Below are 23,143 nucleotides of genomic sequence, written 5' to 3'. Positions count from 1 at the left end.
TTTGACGGAGGCGAGCGCTGCAGGTCCTAGGGGTAGTCCTAGGAGAAGCGCTATGACGATATCGCGGGCAGAGGTGATCACATCGGTAGAGCGGCGGCGGCGGTGGTCGCGAGATGAGAAGGAACGGCTAGTTGCAGCATCACTCGAGCCAGGAGCCACTGTTTCCGAGGTGGCTCGCATGGCCGGCCTTCATGTGAGCCAGCTGTTCCGGTGGCGTAAAGAGCTTTGCGAGCACGGTGAGACGAGCGTGGCGCCGTTCGTGCCGGTCGAGATTGGGCCGTCTGTGCCGGCGCGGGATGTGACCGAAGTACGATCGACGACGGCGTCGGCGCGTCGACGGAAGGGCCAGGGCATCATCGAGATCGACCTTGGTAGCGGACACCGCATCCGGGTCGATGGCGACGTTGATGGAGACGCGCTGCGTCGCGTTCTCGACGCCCTGGTGCGCCGATGATCCCGGTTCCGACAGGCGCGCGAGTGTGGCTCGCAACAGGCTACACCGATATGCGCAGAGGCTTTCCGTCGTTGGCACTCCAGGTACAGGAGGTGCTGCACAAAGACCCGCTCAACGGTCACCTGTTCGTCTTCCGCGGTCGCCGCAGCGATCTTGTGAAGGTGATCTGGCACGATGGCCAGGGAGCATGCCTGTTTACCAAAAGGCTCGAGAGAGGCCGGTTCATCTGGCCATCGGTTGCCGGTGAATCGGTAACGATCTCGCCGGCGCAGTTGAGCTATCTGTTGTCCGGGATCGATTGGCGCAACCCACAAGAAACCCAGCGTCCAACGCGGGTCGGATAGCGTTTTGTGGTTTGAATCTGCGGCTTGATCTGATTCACTGGCTTCATGATATCGAAGCCGGACGACCTTCCATCGGACCTTGCCAGTGCCCTGGCGGCGCTGCAGGCCGAGCGTGAGGCGCGGCTACATGCTGAGGCGGTGGCTGCCAGTGTGCGGGCGGAGCTGTCGGACAACGAGGCGCTGATCGCGCATCTTGAGCTGCGGATCGAGAAGCTCAAACGCGAACTGTACGGGCCGCGCTCCGAGCGCACGGCGCGGCTGCTCGAGCAGTTGGAACTGGAGCTCGAGGAACTCGTCACCACGGCGAGCGAGGATGAGCTTGCCGCGCAGGCTGCAGCAGCAAAGACGCAGAACGTCCGTTCCTTCACGCGCAAGCGGCCGGTGCGCAAGCCCTGGCCGGATGACATCGAACGCGAGCGCGTCGTCATTGAGGCCCCAACGAGCTGCGCCTGCTGTGGCGGGTCGCGGCTGGCGAAGATCGGCGAGGATGTGACCAAGACGCTGGAGGAGATCCCACGCCGCTTCAAGTTGATCGAGACGGTACGGGAGAAGTTCACCTGCCGCGATTGCGAGAAGATCAGCCAGCCGCCCGCGCCGTTCCATGCCACGCCGCGCGGCTTCATCGGCCCACAATTGCTGGCGACCATCCTGTTCGACAAGTTCGGCATGCATATCCCGCTCAACCGGCAGAGTGCGCGCTTCAAGGCCGAGGGGATCGACCTGTCGTTGTCGACCCTGGCCGACCAGGTCGGCCACGGCACCTTTGCCGTCATGCCGCTCTACCACTTGATCGAACGCCATGTGCTTGCGGCCGAGCGCCTTCATGGCGATGACACCACCATCCGTATCCTGGCGAAGAGCAAGTGCACGACCGGACGGATCTGGACTTATGTGCGGGACGATCGGCCCTTCGCCGGGCCCGCGCCGCCGGCGGCGGTCTATTACGCCTCGAGCGACCGACGAGGCGAGCATCCCCAGAAGCATCTGGCCGCCTTCGCCGGTATCCTGCAAGCCGATTGCTACAACGGCTTCGAGCCGCTGTTCGACCCGCGGAAGAAGGTGCTGCCGATCACCCCGGCGTTTTGCTTTGCCCATGCACGACGGGGCTTCTTCGAGCTGGCCGACATCGAGAAAACTGCCCGGGAAGGCAACAAGGGCAAACCGGTCTCTCCGATCGCGCTGGAGGCGGTCAGGCGCCTCGATGCGCTGTTCGAGATCGAGCGCGCCATCAACGGCCGCGACGCCGACGAGCGGCGCGCCGTGCGCCAGGAAAAGAGCAAGCCGCTTCTCGAGGACATGCACGCCTGGTTGTTGCGCGAGCGCGAAACCCTCTCGCGCTCCTCCGAGGTCCTGAAGCCTATGAACTACATGCTCAGGCGCTGGGACGACTTCGGCCGCTTCCTCGACGATGGCAGGATCTGCTTGACCAACAATTGCGCTGAGCGCGCATTGAGAGGCATCGCCTTGGGAAGGCGCAACTGGACCTTCGCTGGTAGCCAGCGTGGCGCCGACCGTGCCGCCATCATGCTGACGATGATCACGACCTGTCGCCTCAACGAGGTCGATCCCAAGGCCTGGCTCGCCGACGTCCTCGCCCGTATCGCCGATCTTTCCACATCGCATCTGCACGAACTGCTGCCCTGGGAATGGAAGCTCCTGGGCCAAGCCGGCAAGCCCGCCGGTCAACAGGCCGCCTGACCTTCACGCAACGCCATCATAGAGCTCGCCGGGCCCGCGCGCACGCGTCAATCGGGCGGTCTTCATCGTATGTGTACGGCCGATCTAATAGACGCTACTTGGAAGATAGCCCGAGCTGCTGGCGACTTAGCGACAGGACGTTGCTGGCAGCAACTAACGTTGCGGTTGCGCCGGCAATGGCGCCCGCATCGCTCTCACTACATGATACCTATGCTCAGCTTCTGAGATGCGAAGCGGCTGTTCTTCGCAATAGAGGCTAGGCGCTTATTGAGGTACTCAAGCGATTCCCGGTCGAGCCCGCTGAACATCGTCGAGTTGAGGGCCTCCCTCTTCATTGAAAGACTCGCGATTTCCGCGCGCGCTTTTTCGGTTAGCGAGATTTGTAGGAACCTTGCGTCCTCTGGCGAGGTTATACGCGTGAGGAAGCCCGAGTGCTCAAGCTTCTTTGTTTGGTTCGTAACGAAGGCGGGATGGATTCGCAGCTTGTTTGCGACGGCAATCCCCGGAACGCCGCGACCTTCGTCCAGTTCGTCGATTGCCATCAAGATCAGCCACTGTGGTTCGCTTATGCCCAGGAGCTGTGCCCAGCTCTTACGAATCTCCTCAAGCTGAGAGTGAATTTCGACAATGTTCCACATGAAGTCGGCGACGGCTCTGTTGACGTGTTCTTTCTCGGCCATGTTGCTCTTTCCGCTAAGTCTTGGCGCCGCTGATAAGGCGTGCCCAGCTGATTAGCTCCACCCAGCGGCCTTACCTATACTGCCCACGAAGTACGCAAAAGAGCCCAGAAGACAGACCGGTCATGCAAAAAATCAATTGATTAATGCAATTGAATGTGCCATGTCGGTCGCAGGCCGTTTCTTCTATTTCCTCACCAGCGGTCATGTGAAACTTCCAAGTAAGAGCCCCCGGGATGCCCCCTAGGGGCTCTTTTACTTTGAACTCCGCTTTGCGGGAGTAGTATCGCACCTTTTCGGTAGGGGCTGTTGTCGAAAAACAACACCGGAGATCCCTGTGATAATTGCTGTCATTAATTAATTGATGCAATCATATGGGCGAGCTATGGATCGACTGACGGCGAGGGGCGCCTCGAAGTCGTTCCGTCAAGCATCGCCCGTTGGCGCGGCTATCAGAGGCGGATCTTTGAAAGACGGAAACGGCGTTTCCAGCTTGGAGGGTTCATCAATGAGACTAACGAAGACTCTTGTTCTCGGTTTTGCGGCAATGCTTCTGGGGGGCGGGGCGCAAGCGGCCGACCTTCCCGTAAAAGCGAAGGCGATCGAGTATGTGAAAATCTGCTCGCTTTATGGGGCGGGCTTCTACTACATCCCTGGCACCGACACTTGTATCAAGCTCGGCGGCTACATGCGTATCGACGCGGTCTTTGGAAGTAGCTCCGACTTCGACGCGGCAAATCGCGGCCTTGGTGGCGCGCAGAACCGTCTCAGCAACTATTATACGACTCAATCCCGTCAAGATCTGAAAATCGATACGCGCACCGCGACCGAGTACGGCGTGGTCCGGACCTTCGCCGAGCTGGTGTTCACCTGGAGGACCGGTACATATGCCGGCGCTGGCACAACTGGCGTGAATGGCGCCACGTCCTATACGACAGCTGCCGCCTCTCAAGTCGCTGGTGGTTCGCTCGGTCTCTACTACGCATTCATCCAGTTCGGGGGGTTCACGTTTGGCAAGGCGGAGTCCCAGTTCAGGACGCCCTGGGCCGAATATCCGGCGAATAGCATGGAGCTGCCCGGCAGCGCCGGGTGGGATCCTGTGAACCAAATCTCGTACACTGCCGATTTCGGCCAGGGCATCACGGCTTCCATCTCCGCTCAGGATCAGGTTCAAAATTACACGACCAACGTCTGGAATGTGAGCGGTGCAACTGCAGCCGGTCTTGCCGCTGGCGTTTACGGCGCTACCGATATCAGTGGCTCCCGAGCTCCAGATCTCGTTGCGAGGGTTCGTGTTGACCAGGCTTGGGGTCTCTTTCAGGCTTCATTCGCGGCCCACGAGAACCACGCAGCTTACTATGGCGCGTCCGAAGTGACGGGCCATCCGGGCGACAAATGGGGCTGGGCTGGACAGTTGGCGTTGTCGATCAAAAACCTCCCAACCGGGGCGGGTGACAGCATCAACTTGACGGGTGTGTACACGAATGGTGCAAGCAGCTACAACTTCCACGATTACCTCGGCTACTCGTTCGCCATGTACGGGGGTACAAACGTGGCTGGCGCTTATCAAAGTCTCGGGCTTGCCGGTGTCTCGGACAGCGTGTTCGTAACGGGTGCTGGTCAAGAGATGACCACGACGTATGGCTTTAATGGTGGCTATACCCACAACTGGGATCCATACTGGAACACGTCCATTTTCGGTGCGTGGGCTGCTGTGCGGTACAACAACACGGCCAAGGGCTACATCTGCGGAGCCTTCGTCACAACTCTCGCGCTCTCCAACGGTGCCCCGGGCTGCAACCCTGACTTCAATTACGCGGTTGTTGGTACGAGAACGGGTTGGACTCCGGTCAAAGACCTAACCTTCTCGGCCGAGCTCGCCTACATGATGCTTGACCAGAAATACGCCGGCGGAAGCACGGTGACCCTCCCGCTGCAAGCGGGTATCGCAAAGCCTGCTGCTACATATGAGCTGAAAGACCAGAACAGCCTTGTGCTGCTGCTCCGTGCTCAGAAAAACTTCTAAGATCTCTGTAAAGACTAGCAGAAGGAGAAAATTAGCGGCTCTAACGATCTAAGTGTTAGCTCCAAGGAAGGCCTCCGGTATGCCCACCGGAGGCCTTTTTCTAAGGTTCAGGTCCAATTTAAAACTGACGTATGACACTGGCAAGTTCAGTTGACGATCATTGCTAGCAGTTAGACCAAAGCCATGTTCTTACGAGTTCGGCTCTGCAAATCATGTCCAATTTTGGTGAGCCCGCCGAGCATAGCGCTTTACAACTGCGCAGCCCCGGACGTCCAATAGGAGGCCGCCTCGCAGCTCTTGCTTCTAACTAAAGACGCTATGAAGATTTGCTGTCATCTAAGGGGCGCTGATCAAAAGCACAAATGCTTTGCCGCGCCGCATCCCTAAAGATGCAGGAATACTGCGACCCCTCCGAAAGAACGCACCATCCCAGCGCAAGAGCAGGTTTAGCATTCTGAAGCAACTCGCTGAGCCAGGGAATCTACGAAACATGAGATTGAGCGAATATGTCGGTCACGACGCCACCGGTCTGGCCGCCCTCGTGCGAAAAGGCGAAGTGACACCGTTGGAACTGACGCGGTTAGCCCGACAGGCGCACGACGAGGTCAACCCTCGCATCAATGCCGTTATCGAGTTTTATGAGGATGCTGAGGCCATTGTGGGCGCGGACGAAGGCTCTTTTTGTGGGGTGCCCTTCCTTCGCAAGGATACCGGGGCGGCAGAAGCTGGCCGCCTTCAAGAAGAAGGAAGCCGTCTGTTCAAAGGCTGTCGCTCAAATAGGGACAGCTATTTCTTTCGTCGCGCCCGCGACTCCGGCCTTAGGACTCTTGGAAGAACAACCATACCCGAACTTGGCACGTCTGGGTTCACCGAATCCATTCTCCACGGTATCACACGCAATCCGTGGGATTTAGAGCGCTCCGCAGGTGGGTCCTCGGGGGGGAGCGCAGCGGCGGTGGCTGCCGGTATTACCCCACTCGCGCATGGTAACGATGGCGGCGGGTCAATTCGCACCCCTGCCTCCTGGTGCGGTCTCGTCGGGCTAAATCCATCTCGCGGACGTGTTTCTGGCGGGCCAGACAGCCAGGACGAATCATTTGGGATTCCCCGCGAATTTGTTCTCTGTCGGACTGTGCGCGATATGGCCGCTGCACTGGACGTATTTTCCGGTCCCCACGCTGGTGATCCTTTCATAATCATCCAGCCGAACCGTCCGTATAGAGAGGAGCTTTCGCGACCCACCGGTGAATTGCGGGTAGGGGTTGCGAGGACGAAATGGGGCGAAGTCGATCTCGATCCGGAGGTACTGGCAGCGGTCGATTCGACTGCCGCACTCCTCGAGGAAATGGGCCACATCGTCACCGAAATCGAGCCGCCCTGCGGGCTTGCTGAGCGCAAAAGACTGCGTCTAAAAATATTGCATGGCAGATTCAATCTCAGAGCGTCTTGGCTGGAAGATGCGGCGCGGACCATGGGGCGCGCAATCAACGCGGATACCCTTGAGCCAATCAATCTTAAGCTTCACGAGTATTGCAGAAATCCATCATTGTTTCGAGCTGGAGAGTTTCATGAGGCGCTGCGGACTTTGCGGGCCCGCGTAGGGGAGGCAATTCATCCCTACGACATTCTGCTGACCCCTGCGATGCCGACAGCGGCGCTGCCACACACTGGTATATACTCCACGCCCAATCCGACGCTCTCTGCCACGGAATTTATGGAAGCAAACGAAGCGCTATATCAGTATCTTGGAGTATTCAACGTCACCGGACAACCATCGGTGTCGTTGCCTTTGGTTCAGAGCAAAAGCGGCCTGCCCATCGGTATTCAGGTTGTCGGCCGTTTTGGTGATGAAGCCACGTTGGTCCGTGTTGCCCGCGATCTGGAGGAAGCAAGACCGTGGACCGGCCGGCTAGCAAGTGTCCGAGCCGGAGCGGTCTGACGGTTAATTTGCCGGCACCGACGTCTATTTCTTAGCCCCCTGAATGCATTGGTGCATGATCAACCATCAAACCTGGTTGGCTGCCAGCTCGAACTGAGAGCCATCAATAAAATAGCTGACCTCGAGAAGATTCGATGCACAGGTAACTTTAGGTACTATGACATCGATATCGGCGCTGGTGAAGTGGTAAGTAAGAGCAGCTGAAGAGCGTAGAACTGCGCGCTAGGAGCGACTAATGACGCGAAAGAGTGATGGCTACGATATGGTTGGTTCGATCGCGACGAATGTTGCGGACAATTTCAGTGTTGTAGCAGTCGGCGACCTAATCATAACGCGACCGCTGACCAAATACCAAGACGCAAGCTTTGGCGCTGTGGTCGAAAGTCTTCGTGAAGCCGATGTGGCCTTCGGCAACATGGAAACCAATATCTTTGATATTCGATCGTTTACGGGCAGCCCGCAAGCGGAATACGGCGGTGCTTATCACGTGAGTTTGCCAGAAGTCGGCCCTGATCTGAAAGCGATGGGTTTTAACCTTCTTAGTCGCGCGAATAATCACTCGTTGGATTGGGGCGTTGAGGGAATGCGGGAGACCAGTCGGGCTCTCGATCTGAGTGGGATCGTGCATGCGGGAGCGGGCGAGAATCTCGCACAGGCGGCTGCCGCCCGCTTTCTGGAGACCCCCCGCGGTCGCGTCGCTTTAGTTTCGTTTGCTTCATCGTTTACGCCGCTATCTCGTGCCGCCGATCCCGCAGGAGAGGCGCCCGGTAGACCGGGAGTCAATAGCCTTCGTTTGACGCGAAGCGTGGTAGTGTTGCCCGACATGCTTGAGAACTTAAGGCGGGTCAGAAATGCATTGCGAAGTGATTCGCATCTCGACGATGGTCAAAACCGCGTCGTTTTGGCCGACGTCACATTTAAGAGCGGTGACCGAGTCCGTTACAGCTACGAGGCCGAGCCCCGCGATGTGGCTGCTATCATAAGAAATGTGCGCCAGGGTAAGCAGCTTGCCGACTTTTGCATCGCGACTAACCACGGCCACCAGCCCGGCACTTTGAGCCAGGAACCGGCTGACTATGAGCGGTCGTTTGCGCATCTACTGATTGACGCGGGAGCAGACGCCTATGTCGTCCACGGACCGCACCAATTGCGAGGCATAGAAATCTACAAGGGAAGGCCCATCTTTTATAGCCTTGGAAACTTCATTATGGACGACCTCCGAACGCCAGTGGGGGCTGACATGTTTGATGCCTATAACAAGGACCCTCGAGTTGATACTGATCCAGAAGTGACAGCGGACGAGATGGCAACCGGATACGAAGATGGTCCAGGGTTTTCGGACCCAATCTTTTATGAGAGCATTGTCACTGTCAGCCGATTTGAGCAGAACCAGCTTGCCGAGTTGAGACTCTTGCCTATAGAACTTGGTCACTCAAAGAGGCTTGCCAACCGGGGGATTCCGCGTTTCGCTCCCAGGCGGAAAGCAATAGCTATCCTAGAGCGTCTTCAGAGGCTCTCGAAGCCATTCGGCACCCAAATCGCGATCGAGAACGAGATTGGGGTGATGAGGCTTCAACCAACTTAACCGTAGCAGAGATCTTCGTCTCAATTAAGCAAGCTCTGCGTCTTCCGAAAATCGTAGTTGTCGAAATATCGCAGAGTCTGATCTGGATCGATTCGATTGAAAAAAGAGCGACAGCATTTCGTTATAATCGTTGAGCCGGGATGAGATCGAGGTGGTCCTGTACTGGACTTGCGATAGGCATCGCGATCAGCTTGGCCGTCGTCCGAAGGTTCTGCGCGGCGGCTGCGAGTGAACTCGTCGCGTGGGCCGTTTGGGCCTTGTAACCGTAAACGGTTGAGCTTGAGAATTGCACTTGAAGTGCGCGAACAGCATCTCGATCTTCTTTCGCAGCCGGCGTGCAGTGAACCTCTCCCATGATCGTGCTATCTCGCGCGCCATGCCCCGAGCGCCCTTGTAGATCGAGCGAGACATTTTGCGGACCAAGTCCTCGGGAAGCAGGGAACCTTCGAGGCGCAGTCGGTGCAATCGTGCTTGCTCGCCGGTAAAGCATCGTTGCGCCATCGTTTCACCAGTGTTCCGGCTGTGGTCAGCATCCGCGACCATCCAGCGTGCCGCCGGATCGGCGGGCGACGCAAACTTCGGCTTACAGTTGAGAGCTGCATTGAGCGATTGCCGGTTCCGCAAGGGCCGGCACTCGCACCTGACGCTCGGGTGGGCTCAACAATTGCTGCGCCGCGGGAGCACTGTAGGTTGGAACTACGACAGCTTTCAGCCATTCAGCTCCATCATTGGAGGCTCTTCCGCGCTTCTCATTTTCAGCTGCGTTTCCCACGTCGACGCGCCTGACGTCCCGGTGAGTCGAGACAAGCGCAAACCTGTCGAATCGCCCCCTGTGCCGACCGTGGAAAACTCGCGTGTTCGCGCAGGATCGCGGCCCGGCGAGCCCATACTTGGGCAAATCCGGCGCTAGAGACCGGTTATGGTCTCCTGTACGGAAAACAGTTTCGCCGTAGGTATGCCAGACGGTCCTCGAAGGCCTGCTACGAGCAACTAAAGGCGGGAGCCAACAGACATGCTTGAATTCGACGGACGTAGCTACCTCGACGGTCACGCTTCCGATCCGCGCGAACTCGGTTGGATGCAGGGGGGGACGCCGTCCGTAGACAAGCAAGTTAGATTCGAGAGCGACACGTTTCTCGATTTTCCACAGATCCGTTGGTCGCTGTCCCACATGCGTGAGCTCACGCCAACAGTGAATGTGTGGCGCGGCGGCTCACCTTCGCATCTTGAGCGGCATGACAGGACCGCCGAGATTGAGTCGCTAAACTTCACTGACTTGACCGGGCGCGTCCGTCGCTTTGACGAGGCCCTATTCGATACCTATACGGATGGAATTGTGGTGCTGCATCGTGGGCACATTGTGTACGAGCGCTATTTCGGGGCGCTCGAGCCGCACCTGCCGCATGCGTGTATGTCGATCACCAAATCGTATGCGGGCACGTTGACGGCATCTTTAGTGCATGAAGGCCTACTGGATGATAGCAAAGTGATCCAGCACTACCTGCCCGAGCTACGTGGTACCGCTTGGGAAGATGCCACGCTGCGTCAGGTAATGGATATGCAGACCGGCTTAGCTTACGACGAGGACTATGCTGATCCGGGCTCCGGTGTTCGGGCCTGCATGCGCGCCTGCGGTCTTCGACCTTGGGGCGGCCACGATAGTCCGCGGACGACGTATGATTATCTGCGGACTGTGCGTAAGGCGGGGCAGCACGGTGAAGAGTTCGCGTACAAGAGCGTCAACACGGAGGTGATGGCTTGGGTAATGGCGCGGGTGACCGGCCAATCGTTCGCGCAATTGCTGCAAGAGCGCCTGTGGGCGCCGCTCGGTTGCGAAGAGAGTGGGTACGTCATTGTCGATGCGGCCGGTACGCCTTTCGCCGGCGGTGGCCTGAATGCGAGCCTCCGCGACGTTGCTCGTTTCGGGGAGCTCATGCTTCGTCAAGGCGAGTGGAATGGTAAGCAGCTCATTCCTGCATCTGTCGTGCTTGACATAGGCCGAGACGATCTCAGGAAATTTGAGGCGCCCGCCGGACAGCCCGCTTACTCGTACCGCAACATGTGGTGGGTAACGTTCGATGAGTTGGGGACGTTCACAGCCATCGGGATTCATGGCCAGCGTCTGTATGTGTCGCCAAAAGCAAACATGGTGGTAGCGCGCTTCGCATCGCACCCCATCGCATCCAGTGCTGCCCACTATCCGATCACGGCGCCGCAGATGCTGGCTCTAGGGCGGATGTTGCGCGAGTCATCCGTGTGACGATCAACTCTCGTTTAAACGCGCCGCCTGGACCGAATGGTAACATTACATACCGATCTGCCTTGAGGGCTGGGAATAAGTCTTGCGATCCTGAAGACAAGTCTGACCGATACTGTTCTAGAACGAATACGAGAGTTCCTTATGCAGGTGATCGATTGGCTGCGCCGGGCAGCGGAGCAGTATCCCGAGCGCATTGCGCTCGAAGAACTGGAAACAGGCGCCGGACGAACCTATGGCGAACTGGATGCACGAGCAGGCCGCCTTGGATGGATTTTCAAGGAACATTTCAAGTTGCCGCCCGGAGCTCGTGTGGGGATCCTTTCGCACAATCGTGCTGCCCACATAGAATTGGTTTTTGCTTGCGCACGGGCGAGCCTCGTTGCCGTTCCACTTAACTGGCGGCTCTCGACATCGGAGCTTCTGGCTATTGTTGAGGACTTCGAACCGTCGGTTCTTATCTACGAGAACGATTTTGCAGTTGTCGCGGCATGTCTTGTGCAACAGACGCGTTGCCTTCCGATAGCCTTGGACGAGCCGAAGGGCTATGACACGATGACGTCGACGGCGGCCGGCACGTTGTCGTCCATAGTGTCACGCTCTAGCGACGACGTTTGGATGCTGCTCTATACGTCGGGTACTACCGGGCAACCCAAAGGGGTGATGCAGACCTTCGGCATGGTCTTCGTCAATGCAATGAACACGTTCGTCTCAGGTAACGTCGCACCGGGAGATGTTCATCTGAATGTTCTTCCCTTCTTCCACACCGCCGGGCTCAACCTCTACACGCTGCCCGTCCTCATGTGCGGCGGTAGGGTGATCATCGCGCGGCGTTTCGATCCAGTAGCAACGATGAAGCGTCTGTCGCGTGACGTCGTATCGATGTTCGGCGTTCCGGCCATCTATCTTGCGATTTTGAATCATCCCGATTTTGCGGCCGCCACGTTTCCGCGACTCCGCAATCTCTCGGTTGGCGGTGCGCCTATTCCAGCTAGCATCGCCGAAGCGTTCGCTCGAAAAGGTGTAGTCGTTACACCAGGCTACGGAATGACCGAAGCAGGGCCGATGATCTTCACAGCTGATCTGAACACCGCCACAAGGAAGCCTACTTGCGTTGGGAAGCCGGTCGGGTCGGCACTGGTCCGCATCGTTGATCGCGATGGTCGTGAACTCACCGGTGTAGCAAAGGGAGAGCTCCAGATCGGAGGTCCGGTCTTAACGCCGGGCTATTGGCGCAGGCCTCAAGCCTCACAAGCTGCAATTCAGAATGGCTGGTTGAGTACCGGCGACGTCGCGATGCGGGACGAGTCCGGCGACATATTCATCATCGATCGCCTAAAGGACATGTATATCTCGGGTGGTGAGAATGTCTATCCCGCCGAGATCGAGAGCTTCCTCTACACGTTGCCCAACATCGCGGAGGCCGCTGTCATCGGGGTACCAGATAAGCGATGGGGAGAAGTTGGCCTGGCGCTGGTCGTGCCTAAGAAGGATATTGAGGTCTCTGCGGAGCAGGTGCGCTCCGCCTGCCGTATGCACCTCGCCCGATATAAGGCGCCACAGTATGTCCGCCTCGTTGATGCATTGCCTCGAACGCCCTCGGGAAAAGTAGAGAAGCACAAGTTGCTGAAGCAATTTACTGCGATTGGCGAGGAGCGCTAGCTTGAAGAGAACGGATACAGATCTGGAAATGGAACACGCTTCGATTGCTTGGCCCAGTTCTGATGCCGCGATTGTAACAATCCGGAACGCTGGCCCCCTCAACATTCTGACCTCTGCGGTGATGAATGATCTCCGCCTTGCGATCGAGGAGGTCGGCAGAGCGGCGAAACTTCGCGTCCTGATTGTCCGCGGAGAGGGAGACGAGGCATTCGTTGCGGGTGCCGACATCTACGAAATGGTGGATCTCGATGAGACGTCGGCGACGCCCTTTATCACACACCTGTATGCTCTATGCGAAGCGGTGCGTCATTGCCCGGTCCCAGTGATCGCGCGATTGCCCGGATATTGTCTCGGTGGCGGCCTGCAGCTCGCGGCGTCTTGCGACATCCGCATGGCTGCTGAGGAAGCTAGGTTCGGTATGCCAGAAGTGCGCATCGGCATGGCGTCGATGGTCCATTCGGCGCTGCTGCCCAGACTGACTAGGCAGAGCGAGGCGAATTGGCTTCTTCTCACTGGGGAGCAGATCAGTGCCCAAGAAGCGCTCCACAGCGGCCTTGTAACCCGTGTGGCTCCTAAAATGCAACTGGATTCGGCCATCGCCGATGTCGTCGCAGCTATTCGTCGATGCGGTCCCGAAAGCGTGCGAGAACAGAAGCGTCTACTTCGACGTTGGGAAAATCAGCCGCTCGATGAGGCGATTTCTGCCAGTATTCCGCTTTTCGCGCACGCCTATTCTTCGGGCGAGCCACAGCGGTATCTCCGAAAATTCATTGAGTCACGTCGCGAGGTGAAAAAGGCCGCAACCTAGGAATTCGTTAGACTTCGTGACGCAGCGACTGTTCCCATTCGGCCTGAGCGACAAGATGAGAGCGTGAACGCAGATTGGGATCTCCGGGCGGCGCAAGCGTCAAGCCGAAGAACACCTAAGCGCTCCGACGAATCCTTGTATCAAAATCGCGCGTTTCGTACCGGCTTATGCGCACTGTGCAAACTGAGGGAGCCACGCCCAAGCTTCGGGTACAAGAGCTCGATGCGGATGTGGCGGGTGGGTTAGTTACGTGTGGCCGGCTCCTGGTTTGCAGCAGTTCCTGCACCAACGTCTCTGGGCGCCAGAGCAACGGCGGCATGTCCCGACTTGGCGGCTAGGCTAGTGACACCCTCCCAGAGCGGAGCATCCATGGCCAGCCGGTATGTCCCTCCGTGGGCGGGATGGTGATCGTGCGCTTCGCGTCGCACCCGGTCGCATCCAGCGCCGTCAGCGACCGGTCAGATCGTATCCCTCCCGCCGCGGGCGCCTTGTGTATTTTGAGATGAGGCCCCATGATCTGGCCTTAAACCCTTGCGTCAAGGTCTCTGGCGAATGCAGGTCAAAGTGTCAGGCTCCGAGAGTCGGCGGCGCTGGATTTGCGACGAGAAGGCTCGTCTGGCCGAGGAGGCATTGCGTCTGGGGAAATTGTGTGCGGACTCGCTCAAAGCCTGCTGTTCACTTGGCGTAGGCCGCTACGCGACAACAGAAGCGCTTATTGGCTCACGAGGAATGTTCTCGAAGACGCCATAGTTGCCTGATCCGAGAGAACGGCCTTCCGTGCGGTAGAGGAATCGCATATGACGCCGGAGGTGTTGCCAAGCGATTGTTATTGGATTCTTTGGGTATCTCTCGATTCCCGAGGGAGACCTAAATGCGCAAGCTCAAGCGCCTGTTGCGATCGCTCAAGGATCCGCGCGCCAGCAACGCTCGACACGATCTGATGGATGTCCTTGTCATTGCATTGGCGGCTACGCTGGCTGGCGCCAAGACCTGCACCGAGTTCAAGTTCTTTAGCCAAGGCCGCGAGGAGCTGTTGCTGCGATTTCTGGAGCTCAGGCAGCGGATTCCGAGCCACGATACGTTGAGCAACGTCTTCCGTGCGTTGGACCCGAAGGCCTGGAGGCGGTTTTGCGCAAGTTCAGCAAAAGCTTTGGCATCAAGGGGGTGGTCAGCATCGATGGCAAGGCTCTGCGCAGAGCCTCCACGCGTGGCCAGGCCACGCCGCTGCATATGGTCAATGTCTGGGCGGCTGGCATTCGTATGGAGCTGGCTCAGCGGAAGGCCACCAACCGCAACGAGGTCGCCGGGGCTATTGGAGTCCTCGCGCTGCTCGATCTGGACGGGCTGACTGCGGCGCGCGCGAAGCGTTTGGAGGTCGCTGCCGAGTTCGCTGTCATCCGTTGAGAAAGCGTCGGAACGAGGCGCTGATCGCACAACAGAAGCTGCAGATCGCCAAGCTAAAGCATCAGATCTATGGGCAACGGTCGGAGCGTTCTTCCCGCCTGATCGAGCAGTTGGCGCTGACATTCAACCTGCCAGGCTCTCCGGCGCATTTGCCCGCCCGTTGTTTCCGCGTCTGCTACTGTGAAAATCGGGGGAATGGCTCATCAAGGCGATATGCGCTAGCATAGCCGAGGCATGCTAAGAGCGACTGCCGCTCGCATCAGGCCACTTTCGTGCGGTCTGTCCAGCTCGACGCAGAAATACTGCGGCTTAGTCGAAGAAACGCATGACGTAATCGCAAGGAGAGGTTTAGCATCGTAGATCAGCTCGGAGAAATTCTGGAAATGAAATTGAGCGAATATGTCAATTACGATGCGAATGGTTTGGCCTTTCTTGTGAGAAAAGGCGAAGTGACGCCGTTAGAATTGGCGCAGTTATCTCGAGAGGCACACGACCAAGTCAATCCTCACATTAATGCTGTCATACAATTTTACGAAGATGCTGAGAGTGTCGCGGGTGCGGACGGAGGTCCGTTTCACGGAGTGCCCTTCCTTCGCAAAGATACCGGAGCTGCCGAAGCTGGCCGTCTACAGGAAAATGGAAGCCGTTTATTCAAAGGCTATTGCCCGAACAAAGACAGCTATTTTTTTCGTCGCGCTCGGGAAGCTGGCCTCCGGACTCTCGGAAGAACAACGGCACCTGAGCTTGGTACATCCGGATTCACCGAATCCATTCTACATGGCGTCACCCGCAACCCTTGGGATTTGGCGCGCTCCGCGGGTGGATCCTCGGGCGGAGCAGCGGCTGCGGTAGCCGCCGGCATCATTCCGATCGCACATGGCAGCGACGGCGGTGGGTCCATTCGCATCCCAGCCGCCTGGTGCGGCCTCGTCGGGCTAAAACCATCTCGTGGACGTGTCTCTGGCGGGCCGGACAAGCAGGATGCGGGCTTTGGTCTCGGTTACACTTTCGTTCTATGTCGAACCGTGCGCGACATGGCGGCCGCTCTTGATGTTTTTTCCGGTCCGCACCCTGGCGATCCTTTCATTATCGTTCAGCCGAAGCGGCCATACAAAGAAGAACTTTCCCAGCCAACCGGTAAGTTAAGAGTGGGCGTCGCGCGCACCAAATGGGGGGACGTTGAGATCGAGCCGGAAGTGCTGCATGCCGTTAATTCGACGGCCGCTCTGCTCGAGGAAATGGGGCACGTGGTCACGGAAGTCGGACCGCCTTGCGAGCCTACTGAGCGCAAAAACTTGCGCATGGCAATATTGCTCGGCAGATTCAATCTCAGTGCGTCTTGGCTCGAAAGCGGCGCCTTGGCTATGGGACGCGCAATCAACGCGGACACGTTGGAGCCAATCAACCTGAAGCTTTACGAACATTGTCGAAAGGCGGAATTTCCCCACAGGGACGTAAACGAGGCATTCAGGAGATTGCGCTTCCAAATCGGCGAGGCGATAGATCCTTATGACATTCTATTGACTCCCACGATGCCAACGGTCGCACTGCCGCATAGTGGCGTCTACTCGACAACCAATCCGACGCTTTCCGCGCACGAGTTCATGGAAGCAAACGAGGCGCTATATCAATTCCTTGGAGTATTCAACGTGACTGGTCATCCATCTGTAACCTTACCAATGGAGCATGGTCACAGAGGATTGCCAATTGGTGTTCAGGTCGTCGGCCGCTTTGGTGACGAGGCCAACTTGGTCCGTGTCGCGCGGGACCTGGAGGAAGCTCGACCTTGGAGCCGTCGGCGGCCAAATGTTCTGGCAGGAGCGGCCTGAACCCCTCGATCATCGATCAGTCGGGCTACATAATCGCAGGTCGCATTCAGACTTAGTCTTGGAGTCGCTGCGACCAGTGCGACGCGTTCCGCAGCGGCGGCGGCGGAGTCGCCGCGAATCCGATATTGGGGTAGACAAGGACCAAACGCTGAATCTTTGATGAGGAGCATTGGGCAGCGCGCATTCTGCACAGCAGTGCGTTCCCGGTCATGAGCTTACCCACCCAGCGCTCGCGTGCTTCGCTGCTCCGACGGAGTATACACACAGGAGCAGGAGACACAGTCGGTACGCCTACGATGAGGGCGGCCGGATTGACGCGTGCGCGCGGGGTCGGCGAGCTATATGATGCGTTGGGTGAAGGTCAGGCGGCTTGCTGATCGTCGGAGTTGCCGGCTCGGCGCAGAAGCTTCCAATCCCAGGGCCGTGGTTCGTGCAGCCGTGTTGTAGGAAGATCGGCGATACAGGCGAGGACATCGGCTAGCCAGGTCTTTGGATCGACGTCATTGAGACGACCGTCGCGATCATGGTCAGAATGATGGCGGCACGGTCGGCCCCACGCCGTTCGTTTGCAGTCCTCGTCACAGTTCAAGCGGGCATTAATATGGCGAGGTGCGGTACGTCGAGTTTTCGCCTTGCGTCGACAAGGGCACTAATATGCCTTTTGGTCAAGACGGCGAGAGTCGCGCAGCAAAGATAGCTAAAATGCCGGTCCAGTTCGCAGAATTTGTGCGATGCATGTCGACTTTTCGGAATTTTTCTGCCGAGCGGGTGTGGAACGATAGGCCAACAAATGACATTTCTCGGGAGCAGGAGGGTTTTATGACTGATCGGAGTTTCACTAGTGTTTCACTACGTCGTGTGAATCGGCGCTCGATCCTTCGGTCAGCGGCGGCTTTGACCAGCGCGTCAATCGTAGCCAAAGCCAACAGCGCTTGGGCGCAAGAAAGGCTCGCCGGCAGTGGCGAGGTGGTAGTTTTTAGTTACGGCGGCTCTTTCACCGAAAACATCCGGCGATATGTGTATGAGCCGTTCACCAAGGTCACAGGAATAAAAGTCGTTGATGTGGTGGGGGACACCGCTGAGCCGCAGATAAAGGCCATGAGCCGGGCGGGACGAATTGATTGGGATGTTGCCTACGTAGACACCTTCGAGCAATTGCGCGGAACTGGGATATTCGAGCCGATTGATTACAGCCTTTGGGACAAAGAATCGATCGAGGGTACCCCCCAACACGCTCGTCTCGAAGAGGCCGTTTCAATATTCGGAGTCGCGTTGCTGTTAGCATATGATGAGCGAGCTTTCCCGAAGGGAGGGCCACAAAACTGGGCAGATTTCTGGGATATTAAAAAGTTCCCACAGCCCCGTGGGTTCCTTGGTCCCCAGGCGGCGCGTAATCTGGAATTTGCGCTCCTTGCCGATGGTGTTGCGAAGACGGACATCTGGCCGCTTACAGATGACAAAGTGGATCGCGCGCTTAAGAAGCTTGATGAGATCAAACCTCACATTGCGAAATGGTGGTCGGCCGGTGGGGAGGCGCCTCAACTCCTGATCAATCGTGAGTACGCTATGACTTCCGCGTACGATGGACGTATATTAGCAGCGATCCGCCAAGGTGCGCCCATCAAGATGGTCTGGGACGGGGCGGCCTTGGGATTCGTTCGCGCTGCTGTGCTGAAAGGCGGGCCCAATACCGCGAATGCGCAAAAGTTTATTGCCTTCTTGAACCGCGCGCAAGTTGCTGCCGCTTTTACTCAGGGCACGGGCTATCCCGCGCCGAATACAAACCAGCTCAAGTACTTGCCGCCGGACTTGATCCCGCTGCTCAGCATAGCTCCCGAGAACGCTTGGAAGTGCATTATCACTGACAACGCTTGGCTCTTGGCGAAACGCCCTGACGGCAAGACCAATAACGATCATCTGCAGGAGCGTTGGCTGGCTTGGCGGGCGAAATAATTCCGGGCGTTTAACCAGTGATCGCAACGTTCACGAGCTGCCAGGCCCACAGTGTGGGCTGGGCTGCTTTTGCCGCGAAGCGTCCTTCTTGCGATTGCGGTTCGTTGGAGAAAGTCCCGCTCTCCGTTCGCGAAGATCGGCAGCGAGGGCGAGTGCCGATACGTTGGTGCTCTGTCGTTGCGTACCTGCGTGATCGCCGACCGAGGTCGTCGTGCCGCCGGCAGTTTCTACGCACGCTGGCCCCTAACGTCGCCTTTGCATCGGTTGTGCGATTACGATGCTCGCCAAGAGCGCCTTGGAGCGCGCTGGCGTTCGTGGCTCCTCCAACTACGGAACCCATATCTTGCGACATAGCCCCAACAGCTTCTCCGATCCGGCGCGACCCTGTCAAAGATTGGCCAATTGGTGAGAAACGACGAGAGCTATAACAAGACGCGCATCTGTTGCCGTGGCCGAGGAGGGTACAAAGACTACTCTGCGATCGGCGCTCGAGGGACGTCCAAGCACGCCGCAAGGGCTTTAGATGCGAGTACCAAGATCAGGCCCGACGACTCTGCGATTTCGTTTCCCTCATGAGGGCCAAGGACAGGATCACCACGGGCGCGGCTCCGCAAGTCTCCATCGGCCTGGACCGCGGTGATTTTTGATTCTGCGTATTCCTCCCCGATCTCGAGACGAAGCGGGGCTCCAATGTCAGGACGCACAACTTGCGCCTGACAGCCATTCGCTCTTGTTCCCGGTTCGCGCCTTCGAGGAGCCCGTCCATAGCGCGCTGATCCAGCTTGTCCTCGCGATCTCAGAGCAAGCGCCGCGTCAGGTGCAATTTCTTACCCGCCCGGAATCGAGCGATTCTTGCCACTCCCCGTCGCGCGACATGGCTTGGACGCAACGATTCCACGCTATCGTCGCAGCTCAAACAGGCTCGCGATGGTAAGTGGATCCCCTTGCCACTAAAGATCTGGGAGAACTGAGCTGCTGCCCGTTTGATGGACACCGGTGAAGCCAATCCCACCTTGCGCTCGAATTCAACCGGGCTGAGATAGCCGATGGTCGAGTGCCTGCGGGTCGGTTCGTAAAATCTCTCGATGGAGTCGAACACATCGGCTCGCGCCTGGTCAGTGGTCCTGTACTTTTGCTCTCCGTCCGTTGGGTCTTGAGCGGCGAGAAGAAGCTCTCCATCGCCGCATTGTCCCAAACGTTGCCAGAACGGTTTATGCTGCAGACGATGTCATGGTCGGCTATTAGGCGCTGGAACTGCTCGTTTGTGTATTGGCTGCCCTGGTTCGAGTGGTGCAACAGCGCATCGGGCTTACCCCGCCGTCAGACTGTCATCAGAAGTGCGTTTGCTACGAGTTGTGCCGCCATGGCGGCGCTCATCGACCAGCCCACCACCCGGCATGAGGACAGGTCGATCACCGCTGGGACACAGACCCAGCCCTCAGTCCCTCAGCCGGTTCAGAGATACGTAAAATCGGAGTTCCACTTCTGGTTCGGCCGCTCGTCGGCGAACTGCCGGTCAAGGAGGTTCGCCCGCACGGTCTCGAGCGTAAGCGTGGCGCCGAGGCCCTTCAGATTGTTTGTGCGCAGTCTTGGGAGCACCGTTAGAAGAGTCATCTTCGGCAAGGGTGCTCACAATGGACGACCATTCGGACGACATAAGACGACCGCTGTCGCCGCGCATCGAAGTGTATGCTGGCGTAGGTCGAAAGCACTGGCCGGATGATTTGAAGGCGCAAATTGTCGCGGAAAGCCTCGAGCCAGGCGCGGTTGTCACGGATATCGCACGCCGCCATGGCTGCCGGCCCCAGCAGGTGCATGACTGGCGGCGCCGGACGCGTCTAGGTCAATTGGTGCTGCCGGCTTCGGCGGACACAGTGTCATTCGTGCCTTTGGTGTCGGAAGTGTCGTTACCGGCGGCTGCGGAGCCCTCCGGATCGCCAGAAGCAGCCACTGTTACGGTTGAGTTCCTGGGTGCGCGGGTAGAGGTGCGCGGAACGCCTGGGCTTGCGGTGCTGAGTGATGTGTTCATGGCATTGCGCCGGACACGTTCATGCTGACGGCTCCCGCTGGCCTCATGATTTACGTTGCGACCCGACCTGTGGACTTCAGGAAGGGCGCGGATGGCCTGGCGCTCTTGGCGAAGGAGGCGCTGGGCCACGATCCGATGAAGGGCGTGGCGGTGGTCTTCCGTGCGAAGCGCACCGATCGGGTGAAGATTGTCGTCTGGGATGGCAGTGGCCTTGTGCTGTATTGGAAGCGGCTTGAGGGCGGCGGCTTCAAGTGGCCTCCTGTTGTTGACGGCGTGGTGCGGATGAACGCCGCGCAGCTGTCGGCGCTTCTGGCTGGCATGGATTGGACACGCATGCACGCACCTCGAATCCCGCAGCCGAAAGCGCTCGCGTAAGGATATAAAATCTTCGCTGCATCGGGGCGCGAAGCATGGCAGACTCGGGGCAATGAGTGATTTGCCTGATGAGCTGCCGAGCGATCCAGCCGAGCTGCGTGTCTTTGCCGCGGCTCTGCTGGATCGCTGCGCCAGGCTCGAGCGGTTACTCAAGCTTGCAAAAGATGCGCAGTTCGGTCGATCGTCGGAAAAGCTTGAAGCTGATCAGCTACAGCTTGTTCTGGAGGATATCGGTGAGGCCGTTGCGGCTCTCGAAGCAGCCGAGGATCGCGCCGATCCCAAAATACGCGAGAGGAGAACTGCCGAGCGCAGGGCCAATCGTGGTCAGCTGCCGGAGCATTTGCCACGCATCGTCGAAACCCTGATGCCCGCTGAAACCTGCTGCCCGTGCTGCAAAGGCGTCCTCTTTGAGATTGGGCGCGATGAGAGCCAGAGGCTGGACGTGGTACCGGCGCAATATCGTGTGATCGTCACCCGCCGGCCCAAACTGGCTTGCCGCGCCTGTCACGGTGTCGTCCTCCAACAAGCCGCTCCCGAGCGACTGATCAGGGGTGGACTGCCCACCGAGCGGCTCGTCGCGCATGTGATCGACGCCAAGTATCATTGGCATTTGCCGCTTTATCGCCAGGCGCAGATGCTGGCGACGCACGGTATCGACATCGACCGTTCCACGCTCGCCTTCTGGGTCGGCTATGCCGCCCAGGAATTGAAGCCCTTGTGGCATCGTCTGCGCGAGATTCTGCTCGCGTCCTCGAAGCTCTGTGTCGATGAGACCCCGGCGTCGGTGTTGGATCCGGGGCGCGGCAGGACCAAAACCGGCTACTTCTGGGCGCTCTCGCGTGATGACAGGCCTTGGGCCGGACCTGATCCGCCTGGCGTGGTTTACGCTTATGCTCCGGGCCGGGGGGCCGTTCATGGCTTGAGGCTGCTTGAGGGCTATCGCGGCATCATCCATTGCGATGGCTATGAGGCTTACAAGACCATGACCCGAGTGACGCGTGCGGACGCACTGTCCGGGACGCTTGCCTTCTGCTGGTCGCATCTGCGACGCCAGTTTGTGAAGATCGAGCGCGAGGCGGCGCCAGCGCCGGCTCCGGTTGCCCGCGAGGCCCTCGAGCGCATCGCCCAGCTCTACGCGATCGAGAAGGCACTACGCGGCCGATCTGCTACCGAGCACAGCGCCGGCAGGCAGGCGCATGCCCGGCCTTTGGCCGTAGCCTTGAAACAGTGGTTTGAGGCGAAGCTTGGTGATCTCGCGCAGAAGAGTGAGACAGCGAAGGCTTTGCGCTATGCGCTGCGTCATTGGGACGGCCTGACGCTCTACCTTGATGACGGGTGCATCGAAATGGACACGAATGCGGTCGAGCGTGCGATGCGGCCGATCAAGCTCAATGCCAAGAACGCTCTGTTCGCTGGTTGCGACGAGGGTGCCGAGAATTGGGCATTGCTGGCTTCGCTGATTGAGACCGCCCTATGCCGAGTGCGGCATAGGGCCGTTTATGCCGCCCGCCGAACTATGCCGAGTCGGGTCGTTTTCCCCAGATTTCTCGCTGACCGGCGTTTGGTCGGTTCGGCATAGTTCGTTCTGTGCCTCCGCTTTCAACAGCGGAGAACAGGAAGATGGAAGTTGAAGAGTACTTGGGCAGAAGCCGGCTGTGCCGGCGTCTCAGAAGCGGGCCGCACAGACAACTCATCGAGCGCTACGCCGCTCGTCTCATCGAAGAGAGGCTCGTTCGGCACGGCACATGGCGTTGCCTCAACGTGGTTGGCGGGCTCCTGAGTTGGATGGCAGGCCGTCGCTATGAGCTGGTCGATCTCGATGAGCAGGTCGTTGAGCGGTACCTCCGACATCGAGGCGGGAGGCAGTCTATCCAACCCGGTGACCGGGCCGCGCTCAAGCGATGGCTGTTGGTGCTGCGCGAGGAAGGCGTGATCGCGCCGTTGGTGCTGCCGCCTCTCACCCCGCACGAACAGATCTTCAAGGAGTTCGATGCCTACCTGCGATCAGAGCGCGGCCTGGCCCCGAGGTCCATCGTCCGCCATCTCCCAGTCATCCGCAGGTTCCTGCACGAGGTGTGCTCCGGCGGCGCCGCCGCTCTGGGC

Annotated in this window: 14 protein-coding genes and 7 pseudogenes; 17 read left to right on the top strand and 4 right to left on the bottom strand. The window is 58.5% G+C overall.

The window, feature by feature from the left end; genetic code table 11:
- Window positions 1-52 precede the first annotated feature (52 nt).
- The 3 genes from tnpA (CI41S_RS12605) to tnpC (CI41S_RS12595) are packed head-to-tail and all read left to right on the top strand — an operon-like array spanning window position 53 to window position 2,496.
- Window positions 53-454, top strand: coding sequence for an IS66-like element accessory protein TnpA (tnpA, locus tag CI41S_RS12605; RefSeq protein ID WP_139859349.1), 402 nt, complete (start codon window positions 53-55; stop codon window positions 452-454).
- On the top strand, window positions 451-798 hold the full coding sequence (gene tnpB / locus CI41S_RS12600; RefSeq protein WP_038936775.1) for an IS66 family insertion sequence element accessory protein TnpB: 348 nt from the start codon (window positions 451-453) through the stop codon (window positions 796-798). The genes tnpA (CI41S_RS12605) and tnpB (CI41S_RS12600) overlap by 4 nt, the downstream gene beginning before the upstream one ends.
- A gap of 45 nt (window positions 799-843) precedes the next feature.
- Window positions 844-2,496 carry an IS66 family transposase gene (tnpC, locus tag CI41S_RS12595; protein ID WP_139859347.1) on the top strand — a complete coding sequence of 551 codons (1,653 nt, stop codon included), beginning with the start codon at window positions 844-846 and terminating at the stop codon, window positions 2,494-2,496.
- 197 nt (window positions 2,497-2,693) lie between these two features.
- Here the strand turns inward: tnpC (CI41S_RS12595) and CI41S_RS12590 are convergent, their stop codons facing one another.
- Window positions 2,694-3,176, bottom strand: coding sequence for a MarR family winged helix-turn-helix transcriptional regulator (locus CI41S_RS12590; RefSeq protein WP_139859345.1), 483 nt, complete (start codon window positions 3,174-3,176; stop codon window positions 2,694-2,696).
- Between the two features lie 505 nt (window positions 3,177-3,681).
- On the opposite strand from CI41S_RS12590, the gene CI41S_RS12585 reads away from it, so the two are divergent.
- The 3 genes from CI41S_RS12585 (at window position 3,682) to CI41S_RS12575 (ending at window position 8,723) form a co-directional block, all read left to right on the top strand.
- Window positions 3,682-5,199, top strand: coding sequence for a porin (locus CI41S_RS12585; protein WP_139859343.1), 1,518 nt, complete (start codon window positions 3,682-3,684; stop codon window positions 5,197-5,199).
- 490 nt (window positions 5,200-5,689) lie between these two features.
- Entirely contained in the window at window positions 5,690-7,138 is a 1,449-nt protein-coding gene (locus tag CI41S_RS12580; RefSeq protein ID WP_139859341.1) for an amidase, read from the top strand.
- 235 nt (window positions 7,139-7,373) lie between these two features.
- Window positions 7,374-8,723, top strand: a complete 1,350-nt coding sequence (locus CI41S_RS12575) for a CapA family protein (protein WP_139859339.1) — start codon at window positions 7,374-7,376, stop codon at window positions 8,721-8,723.
- A 121-nt stretch (window positions 8,724-8,844) separates the two neighbouring features.
- On the opposite strand, the pseudogene CI41S_RS44260 reads toward CI41S_RS12575, so the two are convergent.
- Window positions 8,845-9,202 (bottom strand): annotated as a pseudogene (locus CI41S_RS44260) (transposase); the annotation flags it as partial.
- A gap of 533 nt (window positions 9,203-9,735) precedes the next feature.
- On the opposite strand from CI41S_RS44260, the gene CI41S_RS12570 reads away from it, so the two are divergent.
- The 6 genes and pseudogenes from CI41S_RS12570 to CI41S_RS12545 all read left to right on the top strand — a co-directional run bounded on the left by CI41S_RS12570 (window position 9,736) and on the right by CI41S_RS12545 (window position 16,683).
- Window positions 9,736-10,983: a serine hydrolase domain-containing protein gene (locus tag CI41S_RS12570; protein WP_139859337.1), complete on the top strand. Its 1,248-nt coding sequence runs from the start codon at window positions 9,736-9,738 to the stop codon at window positions 10,981-10,983.
- Between the two features lie 141 nt (window positions 10,984-11,124).
- On the top strand, window positions 11,125-12,642 hold the full coding sequence (locus tag CI41S_RS12565) for a class I adenylate-forming enzyme family protein (protein WP_139859335.1): 1,518 nt from the start codon (window positions 11,125-11,127) through the stop codon (window positions 12,640-12,642).
- Between the two features lies 1 nt (window position 12,643).
- Window positions 12,644-13,450 carry an enoyl-CoA hydratase gene (locus CI41S_RS12560; RefSeq protein WP_244626491.1) on the top strand — a complete coding sequence of 269 codons (807 nt, stop codon included), beginning with the start codon at window positions 12,644-12,646 and terminating at the stop codon, window positions 13,448-13,450.
- A gap of 871 nt (window positions 13,451-14,321) precedes the next feature.
- Window positions 14,322-14,794: pseudogene (locus CI41S_RS45290) on the top strand (ISAs1 family transposase); the annotation flags it as partial.
- A 24-nt stretch (window positions 14,795-14,818) separates the two neighbouring features.
- A pseudogene (locus CI41S_RS45285) lies at window positions 14,819-14,979 on the top strand (IS66 family transposase); the annotation flags it as partial.
- A 258-nt stretch (window positions 14,980-15,237) separates the two neighbouring features.
- Window positions 15,238-16,683, top strand: a complete 1,446-nt coding sequence (locus CI41S_RS12545; RefSeq protein ID WP_139859331.1) for an amidase — start codon at window positions 15,238-15,240, stop codon at window positions 16,681-16,683.
- A gap of 361 nt (window positions 16,684-17,044) precedes the next feature.
- Here CI41S_RS12545 and CI41S_RS12540 read toward each other — a convergent pair.
- Window positions 17,045-17,253 (bottom strand): annotated as a pseudogene (locus CI41S_RS12540) (transposase domain-containing protein); the annotation flags it as partial.
- A gap of 249 nt (window positions 17,254-17,502) precedes the next feature.
- Here CI41S_RS12540 and CI41S_RS12535 point away from each other — a divergent pair.
- Window positions 17,503-18,636, top strand: a complete 1,134-nt coding sequence (locus CI41S_RS12535) for an ABC transporter substrate-binding protein (protein ID WP_172628011.1) — start codon at window positions 17,503-17,505, stop codon at window positions 18,634-18,636.
- 1,000 nt (window positions 18,637-19,636) lie between these two features.
- Here CI41S_RS12535 and CI41S_RS12530 read toward each other — a convergent pair.
- A pseudogene (locus CI41S_RS12530) lies at window positions 19,637-20,172 on the bottom strand (IS3 family transposase); the annotation flags it as partial.
- Between the two features lie 98 nt (window positions 20,173-20,270).
- Between CI41S_RS12530 and tnpA (CI41S_RS12525) the strand changes: the two are divergent.
- The 4 genes and pseudogenes from tnpA (CI41S_RS12525) to CI41S_RS12510 all read left to right on the top strand — a co-directional run.
- Window positions 20,271-20,693 carry an IS66-like element accessory protein TnpA gene (gene tnpA, locus CI41S_RS12525; protein ID WP_139859326.1) on the top strand — a complete coding sequence of 141 codons (423 nt, stop codon included), beginning with the start codon at window positions 20,271-20,273 and terminating at the stop codon, window positions 20,691-20,693.
- Entirely contained in the window at window positions 20,687-21,040 is a 354-nt protein-coding gene (gene tnpB, locus CI41S_RS12520) for an IS66 family insertion sequence element accessory protein TnpB (protein WP_139859324.1), read from the top strand. Before tnpA (CI41S_RS12525) ends, tnpB (CI41S_RS12520) begins: the two co-directional genes overlap by 7 nt.
- Before the next feature lie 52 nt (window positions 21,041-21,092).
- Window positions 21,093-22,508: pseudogene (gene tnpC / locus CI41S_RS12515) on the top strand (IS66 family transposase); the annotation flags it as partial.
- A gap of 152 nt (window positions 22,509-22,660) precedes the next feature.
- A pseudogene (locus CI41S_RS12510) lies at window positions 22,661-23,143 on the top strand (integrase); the annotation flags it as partial.

It is taken from the genome of Bradyrhizobium ivorense, from assembly GCF_900696085.1.
Taxonomy (GTDB): Bacteria; Pseudomonadota; Alphaproteobacteria; order Rhizobiales; family Xanthobacteraceae; genus Bradyrhizobium; species Bradyrhizobium ivorense.
Note: the sequence above shows the minus strand (reverse complement) of the source record. Positions and strands in the feature narration are given on the sequence as shown.